Consider the following 14,823-nt stretch of genomic DNA (forward strand, 5'->3'; position numbering starts at 1 on the left):
AGCGTCTGCACCACACCAGGTGATATCAAGAAAACATTCAGATTGATTTTATGCCCGCGCTGAGCGGGCTTTTTTCTGCCGCTCAGCCGGAAAGAGCCACCATTCTACGCAACAGATTGGCGGCCTGTTTGTCAGGCAATGCGAGGATGGCGCTATAGAGATCGACCGACATCGCGCACATCGACGAGCGATCGACGGCGGTATCGGCCGGCATATTGAGCTGCTGCAGTTTATCGCCCCACTTCTTATAGAGCGTCGCCACGATGCGCTGCAAATCCTGCTGCGCCTGCGGCTGGTCCACCGGCACCTCCGCGCCGCGGCTCGCCAGCAGCAGCTGCTCCATCGCCGCGGCGTCCTGCGCGTTCAGGCTCGGCGACAGCGTAGTCACCAGATTGACGCCGCCGCTCACCTGCGGGTAGAGAAAACGAAAGCAGAGCTGCGGATCGCGCTGGCCAAGCGCCTGCATCGCGCTGACCGAGACGCGAATATAGTTGACCACCGCGCTATCCGGCGCGCGCATCAGCCGCTGGTTAATCACGTCCGCCAGCCAGCCGCGCAGCTCGCCTGCAGCCTGCTGCGGCGTTTCGCCGCGCCGCACGCGGTGCTGCAGTTCCTGCACCAGCAGCTGCCACAGGGCGGGCTCCTGCGTTTGCAGCACGCGATAGCCTGGCGTCTGCGCCAGATAGTCGATCGCCGCCTGCTGCTGCGCGGCGCGCTGCTGCTGCGGCTTCAGCCAGCTAAACCAGAGCATATTCGCCAGCAGCAGCGGCAGCAGAAAAAGCAGCACGCCCTGCCAGGCGCGTAGTCGGGTGGTTCTGATCAACACCACAATGATAAGCGCCAGCAGCGCGAAGGCCGCCAGCGTGACGATCCACAGCGAGGTCATGCGAAGTTGCTCAATCCTTACGAACGTCGATTAATACCGGGCAGTGGGCGCGCTCAATCACCGCCGCGCTCACCGACCCCTTCAGTAGACGGTTGAACGAGGAGAAATGGCGCCGGCCCATAATGATCATCTGCGCGTTGAGCTGCTGCGACTGGGCGACGATGGTGTCCGCCGCCTCGCCCGCCACAATCAGGCCGCGCGCGTCGACGCCGGCGCGCAGCAGCGGCGCCAGCGCGTGCCGCACCACCAGCTCGGCGGTGTTCTGCTCATCCTGCGCCACGGCGAAATCTTGCGGATCTTCGCCGGCGGTGATATCGATCGGCTGGTTGCAGGAGGAGTAGGCGGGATCGACGCAGCAGAGCACCACAACCTGCGCCTTGTGCGCCAGCGCCTCCTCAATCGCCGTCGCGATCACCTTCTCGGCGACCGGCGAATTATCAATAGCCATCAGCAGTGTTTTCATCAGAGTTTATCCTTCAACAGCGGCGATTTTGCCGATTTCGCGTATCAGCGCCTCTTTGCATCTCAGCATCTCGTCGCGGTAGACCGCTTCGTTTTTTTGAAAACGCGACGTCGGCACCAGCAGAGAAACCGAGAAGCGGCCAAACAGCGTATCCAGCGCCACCGCCATGGTGGAGATGCCTTCAAGGGTTTCGCCGCGATCGTAGGAGATGCCGGTTTTGCGCACTTCATTAATCAGCGTCATCAGCTGCGGCAGCGTTTTGACGGTTTTATCGGTCAGCTCGCGGTAGGCTTCGCCCACCATGACCCGCACGTCGTCGTCGCACTCCAGTGCCAGCAGCGCGCGACCGCCCGAGGTGCTGTAGAGCGGCAGATTGAGCCCCATGCGCGGCACCACGCGCAGTTCGCGCGACGCCACCACATAGTGAATGATAGTCAGCTGCGTGCCGCTGGCGCGTGAGAGCGACACGGTTTCGTTGGTCGCCGCACAGAGCGCCTCCAGCTTGGGCCGCACCAGATCGACCACGTCGGTGTGCACGCTGGAGATCAGCTTCAGCAGCGCTGGACCCAGCCGCAGGCCGCCCGCGCCGCTGCTGCGCACCAGCTGGGCGCTGTCGAGCGCGGCGACGATGCGCTGCACCGTCGAGCGCGGCAGATCCACCGCCTGGGCGATTTCGCCCAGGCTCATGCCGCCGGGATGCTCTCCCAGCGCGTTGAGAATGTTTGCCGCGCGCGCGATAACCTGAATACCGCCCGATTTTTCATCCTCGCGGCTGGATGGATGTTTTGCCATGAGTCGTCCTTTTCAGCTGCCCTACTCTACCGCGAAAAAGGCACGATTTACAGCGTGTACCACATTGCAATACAGCATATCGAAATGTAAAATTGCCCCTGTATCACATCGCAATACACTGCATCATAATAATGAGAAACCTGCTATGACCGCTCAGCCCGCCGCTGCGCCGACGCCACATCCCTTTACGCTTCGCCTTGCGCTGGGGCTGGTCGGCGTGCTGATCGCCGCGCTCACCTCCGGCCTTAACGATCGCGTCACCGATATCGCGCTGGCCGATATCCGCGCCGCCATCGGCGTCAGCTACGATCAAGGCAGCTGGATCGTCTCCTCCTATCAGGCTGCCGAAGTGGCGGCGATGATGATTGCGCCCTGGTTTGCCGTCACCTTCTCGCTGCGCCGCTTTTCGCTGGCGGTCTCGACCGGCTTTATGCTGTGCGGCATACTGCTGCCGCTGGCGCCCTCGCCCGGCAGCTTTATCGCGCTGCGCGTGCTGCAGGGCGTGTTTGGCGGATCGCTGCCGCCGATGCTGATGACCGTCGCGCTGCGCTTTCTGCCGCCGCCGCTTAAACTCTATGGCCTGGGCGGCTACGCGCTGACCGCCACTTTCGGACCGAATATGGCCGCCTCGCTGGCGGCGTTCTGGACCGACGACGTCAGCTGGATGTTTATTTTCTGGCAGGTGGTGCCGCTGATGCTGATCGCCATGCTGCTGTTCGGCTGGGGCCTGCCGCAGGATCCGCTGCGTCTGGAGCGCTTTAAGCAGATCGACCTGTTCGGCATGCTGACCGGCTGCAGCGGCATGGCGCTGCTGGTGCTGGGGCTGACCCAGGGCGAGCGCCTCGACTGGTTCGACTCGCCGGCGATCGCCGCCATGCTGCTGGCCGCCGCGCCGCTGCTGCTGGTGTTTCTGATTAACGAATGGTTTCATCCGCTGCCGCTGTTTCGGCTGCAGATGCTGTCGCGCCGCAATCTGGCGCACGGCCTGCTGGCGCTGGCGGCGGTGCTGGTGGTCTCGCTCTCCGGCTCGGCGCTGCCTTCCGCCTATTTCGGTCAGGTCGAGGGCTTCCGCACGCTGCAGTTCGCCCCGCTGGCGCTTACCGTCGGCCTGCCGCAGCTGCTGATCGCGCCGCTGGTCGCCGCGCTGCTGAATATCCGCTGGATCGACTGCCGCTGGGTGCTGGCTGCGGGCGTCGCGCTGCTGATCGCCGCCTGCCTGCTCGGCATGCAGATCACCAGCGACTGGGCGCGACAGAACTTCTGGACGCTGCAGATTTTGCAGGCGTTCGGCCAACCGATGGTGATCCTGCCGATTCTGATGAGCGCCACCAGCGTGGTGGCGCCGCCGGAAGGCCCCTTCGCCTCGGCGATGTTCAACACCGTGCGCGGCTTCTCCAGCGTGGCGGCCTCGGTGCTGGTAGAGGTGTTCCTCAGCCACCGGGAGAAGATCCACTCCAACATTTTGCTCGACCAGGCCGCCAGCCGTCCCTGGCTGATGAGCGCGCCCAGCAGCGCCGAGGCGAGCGCCAGCCGTCCGCTGCTGATGGACGGCAGCGTCAGCAGCAGCGAGAACCTGAGCGGCTTCGCCACGCTGGTAAAGCATCAGGCCATCGTACTGAGCCTGAGCGACAGCTGGCTGCTGCTGATCGCCTTCGCCGCGCTGTTACTGCTGCTGACAGCCTGGCTGCCGAAACGCGTCTGGCCGCCGCAAACCCTGATCCAACCTGCCTCTTCGACATCGAGAAAATAAGACTATGCGTGCTTTAGTAATGAGAAAAACCGTGCTGCTGAGCCTGCTGTTGCTGCTGTTGCTGGCCATCGCGTTTTTTATCTGGTCACTGATGACCGGCAACGATCACCGCACCAACGACGCCTGGGTCAACGCCGACTACACGCTGGTGGCGCCGAAGGTCTCGGGCTATATCGCCGAGGTCAGGGTGCAGGATAACCAGCAGGTCAAAGCGGGCGAGGTGCTGGCGACGCTGGACGATCGCGACTATCGCGTCGCGCTGGAGAGCGCCGAGGCGGATCTGCAGGTGAGCCAGGCGAAGCTGCTGAGCAGCCAGGCGCAGCTGGAGCAGCAGCAGTCAGCCATCGAGCAGTCGAAGGCGACGCTGGCGGCGAACCAGGCGACCGCGCAATACGCCGGCCAGAACGCCGAGCGCTATAACCGCCTGTATAAAAGCGGCACCATCGCCGCCGACGATCAGCAGAAAGCGAGTTCAACCCAGCGCTCCGCCGCGGCGACCGTGCGTCAGAGCCAGGCGGCGGTTAACTCGGCGATAAAAGAGACCAACGTGCTGCAGGCGGCGGTGCGTCAGGCGCAGGCGGATGTGACGGCGGCGCAGGCGAGCGTCGATCAGGCGCGCCTGAATCTCTCCTATACGCGCATCGTCGCGCCGGTGGACGGTATGGTCGGCCAGCGCGCGGCGCGCGTCGGCGCCTACGTCTCTGCCGGCACGCGTCTGCTGGCGGTGGTGCCGCTGCAGCAGACCTATATCACCGCCAACTATCTGGAGACGCAGCTCAGCGACGTGCGCGCGGGGCAGCGGGTGACGATCAGCGTCGATGCGCTGCCGGGCAAACATTTTACCGGCCGCGTCGACAGCATCGCGCCGGCGACCGGCGCCACCTTCTCGGCGATTTCGCCCGATAACGCGACAGGTAACTATACTAAGGTCGTCCAGCGGCTTCCGGTCAAAATCGTGCTGGACAGCAGCCAGCCCGATCTGTCGCAGCTGCGGGTGGGCATGTCGGCGATCCCGGAGATTGAAATCGAGTAAAAATGTGAGGTATCTCTCACGCTGGAGCTATTTATTTTAGGATCGAATACGCGTAAATTAGCGCTCGATCCTGTTCTGAGTTACTCAGAACGACCTGAGAAAATGCCTGAGGCGACGATGACCTGATGCGTTTTTCTCATTCTGTTCGCGTTGCGCTGGTCTGGGATCGCTCTCGTCGTAACCGCTCAGAGGAGTTGTGTGTGAAATACGCCTTGATGGGAATCTCTTTCTTTGTGCTGCTTTGGGTCGGCACATTCGTGCTGATGCTGTAGCCTCAGCCTGGGGCGACAGATTTGTCGCCCCGCTCTGTTTTACTCCGCCGCTTCCGCCGCTTTGACGCTGCCCGGCAAGATACCGTCGGCGCGGAACATCGACTTAATTCCCCGCACCGCCTGACGAATACGATCGCTGTTTTCGATTAGCGCGAAACGCACGTGGGTATCGCCGTAGTCGCCAAAGCCGACGCCCGGCGAGACGCACACTTTCGCCTCCTGCAGCAGATGCTTAGCGAACTCCAGCGAGCCGAGATGGGCATAACGATCGGGAATTTTCGCCCAGACGTACATCGAGGCTTTGGGGTTTTCCACCATCCAGCCCGCCTCGTGCAGCCCTTTTACCAGCACGTCGCGGCGACGCTTGTACTGCTCGGCGATATCGCGCACGCACTGCTGATCCCCTTCCAGCGCCGCAATTGCCGCCACCTGCAGCGGCGTAAAGGTGCCGTAGTCGTGGTAGCTTTTGATGCGCGCCAGCGCGGCGACCAGCTCTTTATTGCCCACCATAAAGCCGATGCGCCAGCCCGCCATATTGTAGCTTTTCGACAGGGTGAAAAATTCCACCGCCACGTCGCGCGCGCCCGGCACCTGCATAATCGACGGCGCCTTCCAGCCGTCGTAGACGATATCGGCGTAGGCGAGATCGTGCACTACCAGCACGTTGTACTGTTTCGCCAGCGCAATAACGCGCTCGAAAAAATCCAGCTCGACGCACTGCGCGGTCGGGTTCGACGGAAAGCCGAGGATCATCATTTTCGGCTTGGGATAGCTTTCGCGAATGGCGCGCTCCAGCTCGGCGAAGAAGTCGACGCCCGCCACCAGCGGCACCGAGCGCACCTGCGCGCCGGCGATCACCGCGCCGTAAATATGAATGGGGTAGCTGGGGTTCGGCACCAGCACGGTATCGCCGTGATCCAGCGTCGCCAGCATCAGGTGCGCCAGCCCCTCTTTTGAGCCGATGGTGACGATAGCCTCCGACTCGGGATCGATCTCGACCTGATAGCGCTCGGCGTACCAGCGCGAAATGGCGCGGCGCAGGCGCGGAATGCCGCGCGAGGTGGAGTAGCCGTGCGTGTCTTCGCGCTGCGCCACCTGACAGAGTTTTTCCACAATATGCGGCGGCGTCGGGCCGTCTGGATTGCCCATCGAAAGGTCGATGATATCTTCGCCGCGCCGGCGCGCAGCCATCTTCAACTCAGCGGTGATGTTAAACACATAGGGGGGAAGGCGATCGATACGCGAGAAACGACGGGGTGTGCTGTTATCAGCCATAATATCCTCTTGAATACGTAAGCGCCCGGACCGTCCGAGCGACGCAGGCCACTGCCGTGGCCGAATCAAGAACATAACGTGGCGATAACAAATTTGTCGAGGGGAGAATAATCTTTTTTTAATTTTCCGGATTCAGGCGGCCGAACACCCAATCGTTCACCCATTTGTCGTTTAGCAGATAATTATCCCGCAATGTTCCCTCCAGCTGATAGCCATTCTTCTCCAGAATACGCCGTGACGCCAGATTTCCCTCTACCACCATCGCCTTCAGCTTGTGGAAACCGGCCGACAGTAAAAAGTCGCTCAGCGCCGCCAGCGCCTCGCTGCCGTAGCCGCGGCCGCAGAAGCGGTGCAGCAGCATGTAGCCGACCTCGGCCTGGCGATAGGGCTGCCATTCCGGGCTACAGCCGAACAGGCCGATCGGCTCGCCGCTGTCGCGCACGCGCGCCACCACGCAAAGCATGTGAAAGCTGCTCACCTGCCAGGGCGCGAGGCGCTCGCTAAAGCGCTGGCGCAAATCCGCCTCGTCAGGAATTTCGCTCACCCAGGTCATGGTGGCGGCGTCTTCGTGTACGGCGCGGAACAGCAGCCAGTCTTCGGGCTGGAGCGTTTTCAGGGTAAGACGTGGCGTAATTAACTGCATAGAGGCTCCGGGTGCGGACGGCCATGATGGCTGCTAAAACATAACAAACTCACCTGCTGCTCACCAGTCCGCCACCGGCAAAAAAGTGTTCCCCATTTTGCTACTCAGGTTTCCCCTTTTTTGCTTTCGCGCGGTAAAAATTGATCCATCACAGTAAGGCGGCGCGCAATCTGTTTGCAGGCTGGCGCATCGCGATCACATTTTTTATCATAGGCCTCTCTCCTTTCTCTCTAAAGGCTGGCCGTGATCTCCCACTTCGATATGCTGCTGGCGGTGTTTGACCGCGCCGCCCTGATGCTCATCTGCCTCTTCTTCCTCACCCGCACGCCGCTTTTCCGCCAGCTGCTGCAAAAAGATGACCATTCGGCGCTGGAGAAAGCGGCGGTGATCGCCATCTTCTCGCTGTTCGCGCTGTTCAGCACCTGGTCAGGCATCCACGTTGACGGCTCGCTGCTTAACGTGCGGGTGATCGCCGTGATGGCCGGCGGCATCCTGTTCGGCCCGTGGGTGGGTATCGCCACCGGCATCATCGCCGGGCTGCACCGCTTTCTGATCGACATTGACGGCGTCACCTCGGTGCCCTGCCTGATCACCAGCATTGTCGCCGGCTGCGTCTCCGGCGCCATCAACCGTCGCGTGCCAAAGGCGCAGCGCTGGCGCGTCGGTATTATTGGCGGCATGCTGTGCGAGAGCCTGACCATGCTGCTGATTGTGCTGTGGGCGAAGCCGATGTCGCTCGGGCTGGCGATTGTCTCGGAGATTGCGCTGCCGATGATCCTCGGCGCCTCCAGCATCGGCCTGATTGTGCTGCTGGTGCAGAGCGTCGAGGGAGAGAAAGAGGCGATTGCGGCGCGTCAGGCCAAGCTGGCGCTGGAGATCGCCAATAAAACCCTTCCGCTGTTTCGCGAGGTCAACAGCGACTCGCTGCGGCGCATCTGCGAGATCATCTGCCGCGATATCAACGCCGACGCCGTCGCCATCACCAATAAAACGCATATCCTCGCCTATGTCGGCTATGGCGAACAGAACTACCAGAACGGCGACGACGGCATCAGCCCTACCACCGCGCAGGCGATGAGCAGCGGAAAAATTATCATCAAAAACAATGATGAGGCCCATCGCACCAGGGATATCCACTCGATGATCGTTATCCCGCTGCGCGAGCAGGGCAAGGTCACCGGCACCCTGAAGATTTACTATCGCCGCGCGCACCGCATTACCGGTTCGCTGAAAGAGATGGCGATCGGCCTGTCGCAGATTATCTCGACGCAGCTCGAGGTGTCGCGCGCCGAGCAGCTGCGCGAAATGGCGAATAAAGCGGAACTGCGCGCCCTGCAGAGCAAAATAAATCCTCATTTCCTGTTTAACGCGCTAAACGCCATCAACGCCTCAATCCGCCTTAATCCAGACACCGCGCGCCAGCTGGTGATCAACCTGTCCCGCTATTTGCGCTATAACCTTGAGCTTAATGACGACGAGACCATCGATATCACGCGCGAGCTGTGGCAGGTAAAAGACTACATCGCCATTGAACAGGCGCGCTTCGGCGACAAACTCTCAATGATCTACGACATTGACGACGATCTTCACTTCTCGCTGCCGAGCCTGCTAATCCAGCCGCTGGTGGAAAACGCCATCGTACACGGCATTCAGCCCTGCCGCGGCAAAGGCGTGGTGACGCTGAGCGTGAAGGCGCACGGCGACCAGGTGCGTATCGCCGTGCGCGACACCGGGCCGGGCATCAGCGACGAGGTGATGCGGCGCGTGGCGAATAATGAGATGCCGGGCAACAAGATCGGCCTGCTGAATGTGCATCACCGCGTCAAACTGCTGACCGGCCACGGGCTGGAAATTACCCGGCTACAGCCCGGCACTGAAATCGCCTTTACCCTGAGCAAGCGCGGGCAGCTGGCCGAGTCGCCCCTTGCCGTCGCGGAGCGCACGCCATGAAAGCCATTATCGTCGAGGATGAATTCCTCGCGCAGCAGGAGCTGAGCTGGATGATCCAGCAGCATAGCCAGATTGTTATCGAAGCCTGCTTCGACGACGGGCTGGAGGTGCTGAAGTACCTGCAGCAGCATCGCGTCGACGTGATTTTTCTCGATATCAATATTCCATCGCTGGACGGCATGCTGCTGGCGCAGAATATTCATCAGTTCGCCCAGCGACCGCTGATTGTGTTTATCACCGCGTGGAAAGAGCATGCGGTCGAGGCGTTCGAGCTGGAAGCCTTTGACTATATCCTCAAGCCCTATCATGAGGCGCGCATCGTCACCATGCTCAACAAACTGGAAGCGGCGGGACAGCAGCAGAGTGTGGCGCAGACACCGCTCGCCAGCAGCCCGCAGACGGTCAATCTGGTGAAGGACGAGCGCATTATCGTGACGGATATTAACGATATCTACTACGTGGAGGCGCACGAGAAGCTGACTTTCGTCTATACGCGGCGCGAGGCCTATGTGATGTCGATGAGCATCAGCGAGTTTTGCGCTCGTCTGCCGGAGCAGCGTTTTTTCCGCTGCCATCGCTCTTACTGCGTTAACCTGAGTAAGATCTCTGAGATCGAGCCCTGGTTTAACAATACCTATCTGCTTAAGCTGCGCGATCTGGCGTGTCAGGTGCCGGTCAGCCGCAGCAAAGTTAAGCGCTTCCGCGAGCTGATGCGCCTGTAAGCCTTTTAAAAAAAACGGCCCGCAGGCCGTTTCAGAAGAGCATTACAGGATACGCCCCAGCGTCTGCCGCAGATGCGCGCCTGCGCCCAGCAGGCCAGGCTGATCGTGGGTGATCATATAAACCGGAATGCGGGAAACGTAGTCACGGAAGCGCCCTTTATCTTCAAAGGCGGCGCGGAAGCCCGAAGCCTTAAAGAACTCCAGGAAGCGCGGCACGATGCCGCCGGCGATATAGACGCCACCGAAGGTGCCGAGGTTCAACGCCAGGTTGCCGCCGAAACGGCCCATAATCACGCAGAACAGCGACAGGGCGCGACGGCAGTCGGTGCAGCTGTCGGCCAGCGCGCGCTCAGAAACATCCTTCGGCTTAAGGTTTTCCGGCACGCGGTTGTCCGCCTTGACGATGGCGCGGTACAGGTTCACCAGTCCGGCGCCGGAGAGCACGCGCTCTGCCGACACATGGCCCAGTTCGGCGCGCAGCACCTCGAGGATCAAATCTTCTTCGTCGCTGTTGGCGGCGAAATCAACGTGGCCGCCCTCGCCCGGCAGGCTGACCCAGCGACGATCGACATGCACCAGATGGCTGACGCCCAGTCCGGTGCCCGCGCCGTAAATGGCGATGGGCTTATCCTTCACCGGCTCGCCGCCGCCGAACTGGATCACATGCTCGGCCGTCAGCATCGGGATCGCCATCGACACGGCGGTGAAGTCGTTGATGATTTCAAGATGCTCGAAACCAAGGCTGGCTTTCATTTTGCTGGTGGAAAAAGCCCAGTCATGGTTGGTCATTTCGACCCAGTCTTCCGTGATAGGGCAAGCAATAGCGATGCAGCCGTCTTTAACGCTATGCAGCTGCTCGCCAAGATAGTGGCGGATGACGGCTTCGAGGCTGTCATAATCTGAAGTTGAGAATGTTTTGGCCTGGGAGATGCTGCCGGTTTCCACCTCACACAGGGCGAGTCGCGCGTTCGTGCCGCCGACGTCGCCGACCAGGGCATAAGTAGTCATTCTTTTGTTGCTCCGCTTGGGGTCCCTAAGATGCAGGACACTATAAAAGTCTGCCGGTAAAACAACAACGCTCGCCACGACAAAAGAGGAGCGTTGAAGGTGGTGCGCACAGCCTACCCGTACGGCAAGACGCTTGACAGCGGCAACACTCCGAATCTTATCCTCCGTTGCGCTGCGCGAGGCAGGCGGTCACCTTGCGCAACAGCGGCGGCAGATCCTCTTTGAGCATCATGACCTCGACCAGCGTCAGGCAAACGGGCGCCTGCAGCCGCGCCATCACCTCATCCAGCTGCACGCTCTGGGCGACGCGCCAGCTCTGCGCCTCGCCGTGCAGGCAGAACGCCTGCGGTAGCGCGGTCCAGTTCCACTGTGCGATATCATTATAACGCTGCGTCGCGCCGTGGATGGCGCGCTCTACGGTATAGCCCTCATTGTTCAGCAGAAAAATGATCGGCCGCTGCCCGTCGCGCAACATCGAACCCAGCTCCTGAATCGTCAGCTGCGCCGAGCCGTCGCCGACGATCAGGATCACCCGCTGCGCGGGCGCGGCGGTCTGCGCGCCGAAGGCTGCGGGAAGAGTATAGCCAATCGAGCCCCACAGCGGCTGCACCAGCAGCTGCGCGCCGGGCGGCAGCTGCAGCGCCGCCGCGCCGAAGGCGGCGGTGCCCTGATCGGCGAGGATAATATCGTCTGGCTGCAAAAAGCGCTGCATCGCGCTCCAGAAGGCGTTCTGGCTGATAGAGTCGCACGCGTCCGCCGCCTCAGCTGGCTGCGACGGCGCCGCCAGCGCCCAGCGTTCGCCGTACTGCGCGAAGATGGTCTCCAGCTCCTCCAGCGCCTCCGCCATGCTGAGCGGCGCGAAGCGTTCGCCCGCCACGCTGGCGGCGAAAGGCTGGATATCGATCAGCTGTTCAGGGGCGAAATTCTGCGTGAAACCGGCGGTCAGGGTGTCGGTAAAGCGCACGCCGACCAGCAGGGTGACGTCGGTTTGTTCGATCGCCTCGCTGACGCCGCTCGCGCTGCCCGCCGCGGCATAGGTGCCGACATAGCCCGGCTGCTGCTCGTCCAGCACCCCTTTGCCCATCAGCAGCGTGGCGCTGGGGATCGCCCGCCGCTGACGCAGCCGGGCCAGCACCGCCTGCTGCTGCCAGCGCGCGGCGAGAAAATCGGCCAGCAGCGCCACCCGCTGCGCCTGCGCCAGCTGGCGCGCTGCCGCGGCGGCAAAGGCGCGACGCGCCTCCGCGCTGGAGAGCGGCGCAGCGTCGAGCGGCATGGTGGGCGGCGCGACCTCCGTTTCCGCCACGTCCACCGCCAGCATCAGGTAGCCTGGCCGCCTTTCACGCATTGCCGTTGCCAGCACGCGATCGATCTCGACGCGGGCGTTGTCCGCGCTGAGCTGCGCCGTCGCCGCGCTGACCTCGTCCGCCATACGTATAAAATGACGAAAATCGCCGTCGCCCAGCGAGTGATGCACGCAGTCGCCCCGTTTCTGCGCCCCACTTGCCGGCGCGCCGACGATATGGATCACCGGCAGATATTCGGCAAAGCTGCCGGCGATGCCGTTAATGGCGCTCAGCTCGCCGACGCCGAAGGTGGTCAGCAGCGCCGCCGCGCCGCGACAGCGGGCGTAGCCGTCTGCGGCGTAGGCGGCGTTTAGCTCGTTGGCGCAGCCGACCCAGCCGATCGCCGGATGGGCGATAACGCGATCGAGAAAGTGCAGGTTGTAATCGCCCGGCACGCCGAACAGATGACCGACGCCGATCTCCTCAAGACGCGCCAGCAGATAATCTCCTACGGTAAAGCGTTGCATATGCCACTCCTTTCACCCGATGCCTAGTTTGAGTATCCGCTATGCTGCCGCACAGGCGAGAAGCCAGCATCATCCTCTGAACAAAAAAGTGGCAACTGCGCGTTACGACGGGGGATTATTCTGTAAATGTGGGATCTGCGATGGGTTGTGACTGTGTGTAACCGTATACACTGCTATTCTGGCGCTTTAAAATTCTCCCCTGAGACAGGAAAGCCGTATGACCTACCATCCCCACGCCGGTCGTTATCAGCAGATGGAATATCGCCGCAGCGGCCGCAGCGGGCTTAAGCTGCCGGCCATTTCCCTTGGCCTGTGGCACAACTTTGGCGACAACACGCGCGTCGACAACAGCCGCGAACTGCTGCGCCACGCCTTTGATCGCGGCATTACCCATTTTGATCTGGCGAATAATTACGGTCCGCCGCCGGGCTCGGCGGAGGAGAACTTCGGCCGCATCCTGCGCGAAGATTTCCGCCCCTATCGTGACGAGCTGGTGATCTCTACCAAAGCGGGCTACACCATGTGGGACGGCCCTTACGGCGACTGGGGCTCGCGCAAATACCTGATTTCCAGCCTCGACCAGAGCCTGAAACGTATGGGGCTGGAGTATGTCGATATCTTCTATCATCACCGCCCGGATCCCGACACGCCGCTGGAAGAGACCATGCGCGCGCTGGATCAGGTGGTGCGTCAGGGCAAAGCGCTCTACGCCGCTATCTCCAACTATCCTGCCGATCGCGCGGCGGAAGCGATCGCCATTCTGCGCGATCTCGGCACGCCCTGCTTGATCCACCAGCCGCGCTATTCAATGTTCGAACGCGGCCCGGAAAATGGCCTGCTGGAGACCCTGGGCGACAACGGCGTCGGCTGCATCGCCTTCTCTCCGCTGGCGGGCGGCGTGCTGACCGATCGCTATTTGCAGGGCATTCCCGAGGATTCGCGCGTTGCCAGCGGCAGCAAATTCCTGCGTGAGGATCAGCTCACCGACGAGAAGATGGAAAAAGTGCGCAGGCTGAATGAGATTGCGCAGCAGCGCGGTCAGAAGCTGGCGCAGATGGCGCTGGCGTGGACGCTGCGCGACGCGCGCGTCACCTCCGTTCTGATCGGCGCCAGCAAAACCGCGCAGATCGACGACGCGGTAGAGATGCTGGCCAACCGCCACTTCACCATCGCCGAACTCTCGGCCATCGAGGGCGCGCTGCTGTAACCTCTTCGCCGCCCGGCTGGCGCCGGGCGTTTTTTCGCGCCAGAATTGTCTCAATCCCCTTCTTCTTCAGAATTTCCTCACAATTGTCAGCGACACTCTACGCGTCACACAAGCAATGCGCGGGCGCCATGCCTGCACCGCAGCGGTTTCGCCGCTGATAAGGAGAAGAAGATGAAATTTGCGATTTTTGCCGCTTTGCTGACCTGCCTGTCGCCGTTGGCGATCCACAACGTTCAGGCTGCCGGGGCCACCATTAACCTGGCGCCGGGCGTGACGCTGCATTTGGGAGACCGCGATCGTCGCGGTTATTACTGGGACGGCGGCCGCTGGCGCGAGCCGCGCTGGTGGCACGATCGCTATCAGTACAATAATCATCGCTGGTGGCGCCATGAAGAGTGGCGACGTCAGCAGCAGTGGGAGCGCGAACGCCGCTGGCATGAGCGCGATCGACGCCACCACTGGCGTGAGGCGCAGCGCCATCACGATCGCCACGATCGTCATGACCACCACCATTAAAAAGCCCTGTTAAGCATGGGAGGATAACGCAGGCTAGTACCGATCAGAGGCTGGCGGTCCTCGCGCCGCTGACGCGGTACCTTCACGTCATTCGTCTGCCTGACGGACCGGTGGGGATGGAACATCCCTGTTCCAGCCCCACCTTTCGCCCGCCTCCCTGCGGGCTCTCCTGGCAGACTCACTCTGTTCAGCGCTGCGAAATGCCCGCCTCTGATCGGCCCCAGCCTGCTGGTCAGCCTCCGTGTGCGCTGCTGGAAAAGGACGGCAGCGTTTTTCCTGCTGCAAAGGGCACTCTGTCTGAGGCCACCGCGCCTCCTCTGCTGTAGAGGGCTATTCGCAGCGCTGAGGCGGAAACGTTGTGCCAGGAGCCGGTCGCAGGGATGCGACAGGCAGTTCGGGTAGGCCTGGATGGCCGTACCCGAACGGTCCGTCCGGCACGACGTTGCAGCCGAAGGCACCGCGAAGCGGCGCGAGGACGGCCCGGCAGCAGAGGAGG

14 protein-coding genes are annotated in these 14,823 nt (G+C 61.9%); 7 read left to right on the forward strand and 7 right to left on the reverse strand.

Annotation, left to right across the window (positions count from 1 at the left end):
• Positions 1–82: 82 nt before the first annotated feature.
• From B2J69_RS09810 to B2J69_RS09820, 3 genes are read right to left on the reverse strand one after another with little or no spacing between them, the layout of a single operon-like run.
• Positions 83–886 carry a hypothetical protein gene (locus B2J69_RS09810; protein ID WP_081138828.1) on the reverse strand — a complete coding sequence of 268 codons (804 nt, stop codon included), beginning with the start codon at positions 884–886 and terminating at the stop codon, positions 83–85.
• A gap of 10 nt (positions 887–896) precedes the next feature.
• Positions 897–1,349, reverse strand: a complete 453-nt coding sequence (locus B2J69_RS09815; RefSeq protein ID WP_081138831.1) for a universal stress protein — start codon at positions 1,347–1,349, stop codon at positions 897–899.
• Between the two features lie 6 nt (positions 1,350–1,355).
• Complete coding sequence (locus tag B2J69_RS09820) at positions 1,356–2,141, reverse strand: IclR family transcriptional regulator (RefSeq protein ID WP_081138834.1); 786 nt, start codon at positions 2,139–2,141, stop codon at positions 1,356–1,358.
• 145 nt (positions 2,142–2,286) lie between these two features.
• Here B2J69_RS09820 and B2J69_RS09825 point away from each other — a divergent pair, with 145 nt between their 5' ends.
• The 3 genes from B2J69_RS09825 to ypdK all read left to right on the forward strand — a co-directional run bounded on the left by B2J69_RS09825 (position 2,287) and on the right by ypdK (position 5,196).
• Positions 2,287–3,891: an MFS transporter gene (locus B2J69_RS09825; RefSeq protein ID WP_081138837.1), complete on the forward strand. Its 1,605-nt coding sequence runs from the start codon at positions 2,287–2,289 to the stop codon at positions 3,889–3,891.
• A 4-nt stretch (positions 3,892–3,895) separates the two neighbouring features.
• On the forward strand, positions 3,896–4,924 hold the full coding sequence (locus B2J69_RS09830) for an HlyD family secretion protein (RefSeq protein ID WP_081138840.1): 1,029 nt from the start codon (positions 3,896–3,898) through the stop codon (positions 4,922–4,924).
• Positions 4,925–5,124: 200 nt separating this feature from the next.
• Positions 5,125–5,196, forward strand: a complete 72-nt coding sequence (ypdK, locus tag B2J69_RS24310; RefSeq protein ID WP_006120362.1) for a membrane protein YpdK — start codon at positions 5,125–5,127, stop codon at positions 5,194–5,196.
• Between the two features lie 39 nt (positions 5,197–5,235).
• On the opposite strand, the gene alaC is transcribed toward ypdK, so the two are convergent.
• The gene (gene alaC / locus B2J69_RS09835; RefSeq protein WP_081138847.1) at positions 5,236–6,471 is read right to left on the reverse strand and encodes an alanine transaminase; all 1,236 of its coding nucleotides are present in this window, start codon (positions 6,469–6,471) and stop codon (positions 5,236–5,238) included.
• A 118-nt stretch (positions 6,472–6,589) separates the two neighbouring features.
• Positions 6,590–7,114 carry a GNAT family N-acetyltransferase gene (locus tag B2J69_RS09840; RefSeq protein WP_081138850.1) on the reverse strand — a complete coding sequence of 175 codons (525 nt, stop codon included), beginning with the start codon at positions 7,112–7,114 and terminating at the stop codon, positions 6,590–6,592.
• A 261-nt stretch (positions 7,115–7,375) separates the two neighbouring features.
• Between B2J69_RS09840 and B2J69_RS09845 the strand changes: the two genes are divergently transcribed.
• Together B2J69_RS09845 and B2J69_RS09850 are read left to right on the forward strand one after the other, a co-directional pair.
• Positions 7,376–9,064, forward strand: coding sequence for a sensor histidine kinase (locus B2J69_RS09845; RefSeq protein WP_081138875.1), 1,689 nt, complete (start codon positions 7,376–7,378; stop codon positions 9,062–9,064).
• Complete coding sequence (locus B2J69_RS09850; protein WP_081138853.1) at positions 9,061–9,786, forward strand: LytR/AlgR family response regulator transcription factor; 726 nt, start codon at positions 9,061–9,063, stop codon at positions 9,784–9,786. The genes B2J69_RS09845 and B2J69_RS09850 overlap by 4 nt, the downstream gene beginning before the upstream one ends.
• Positions 9,787–9,828: 42 nt before the next feature.
• On the opposite strand, the gene glk is transcribed toward B2J69_RS09850, so the two are convergent.
• Positions 9,829–10,794 (reverse strand): glucokinase, encoded by a 966-nt coding sequence (gene glk, locus B2J69_RS09855; RefSeq protein ID WP_081138855.1) that lies wholly within the window; start codon positions 10,792–10,794, stop codon positions 9,829–9,831.
• Positions 10,795–10,951: 157 nt separating this feature from the next.
• A complete protein-coding gene (locus B2J69_RS09860; RefSeq protein WP_081138859.1) occupies positions 10,952–12,604 on the reverse strand; it encodes a thiamine pyrophosphate-binding protein in 1,653 nt (550 codons plus the stop codon).
• A 217-nt stretch (positions 12,605–12,821) separates the two neighbouring features.
• Here B2J69_RS09860 and mgrA point away from each other — a divergent pair, with 217 nt between their 5' ends.
• Positions 12,822–13,811 carry an L-glyceraldehyde 3-phosphate reductase gene (mgrA, locus tag B2J69_RS09865; protein ID WP_081138861.1) on the forward strand — a complete coding sequence of 330 codons (990 nt, stop codon included), beginning with the start codon at positions 12,822–12,824 and terminating at the stop codon, positions 13,809–13,811.
• Positions 13,812–13,982: 171 nt separating this feature from the next.
• The gene (locus B2J69_RS09870; RefSeq protein WP_081138864.1) at positions 13,983–14,327 is read left to right on the forward strand and encodes a DUF2502 domain-containing protein; all 345 of its coding nucleotides are present in this window, start codon (positions 13,983–13,985) and stop codon (positions 14,325–14,327) included.
• Positions 14,328–14,823: the final 496 nt, after the last annotated feature.

Source organism: Pantoea latae, from assembly GCF_002077695.1.
GTDB classification, from domain to species: domain Bacteria; phylum Pseudomonadota; class Gammaproteobacteria; order Enterobacterales; family Enterobacteriaceae; genus Pantoea; species Pantoea latae.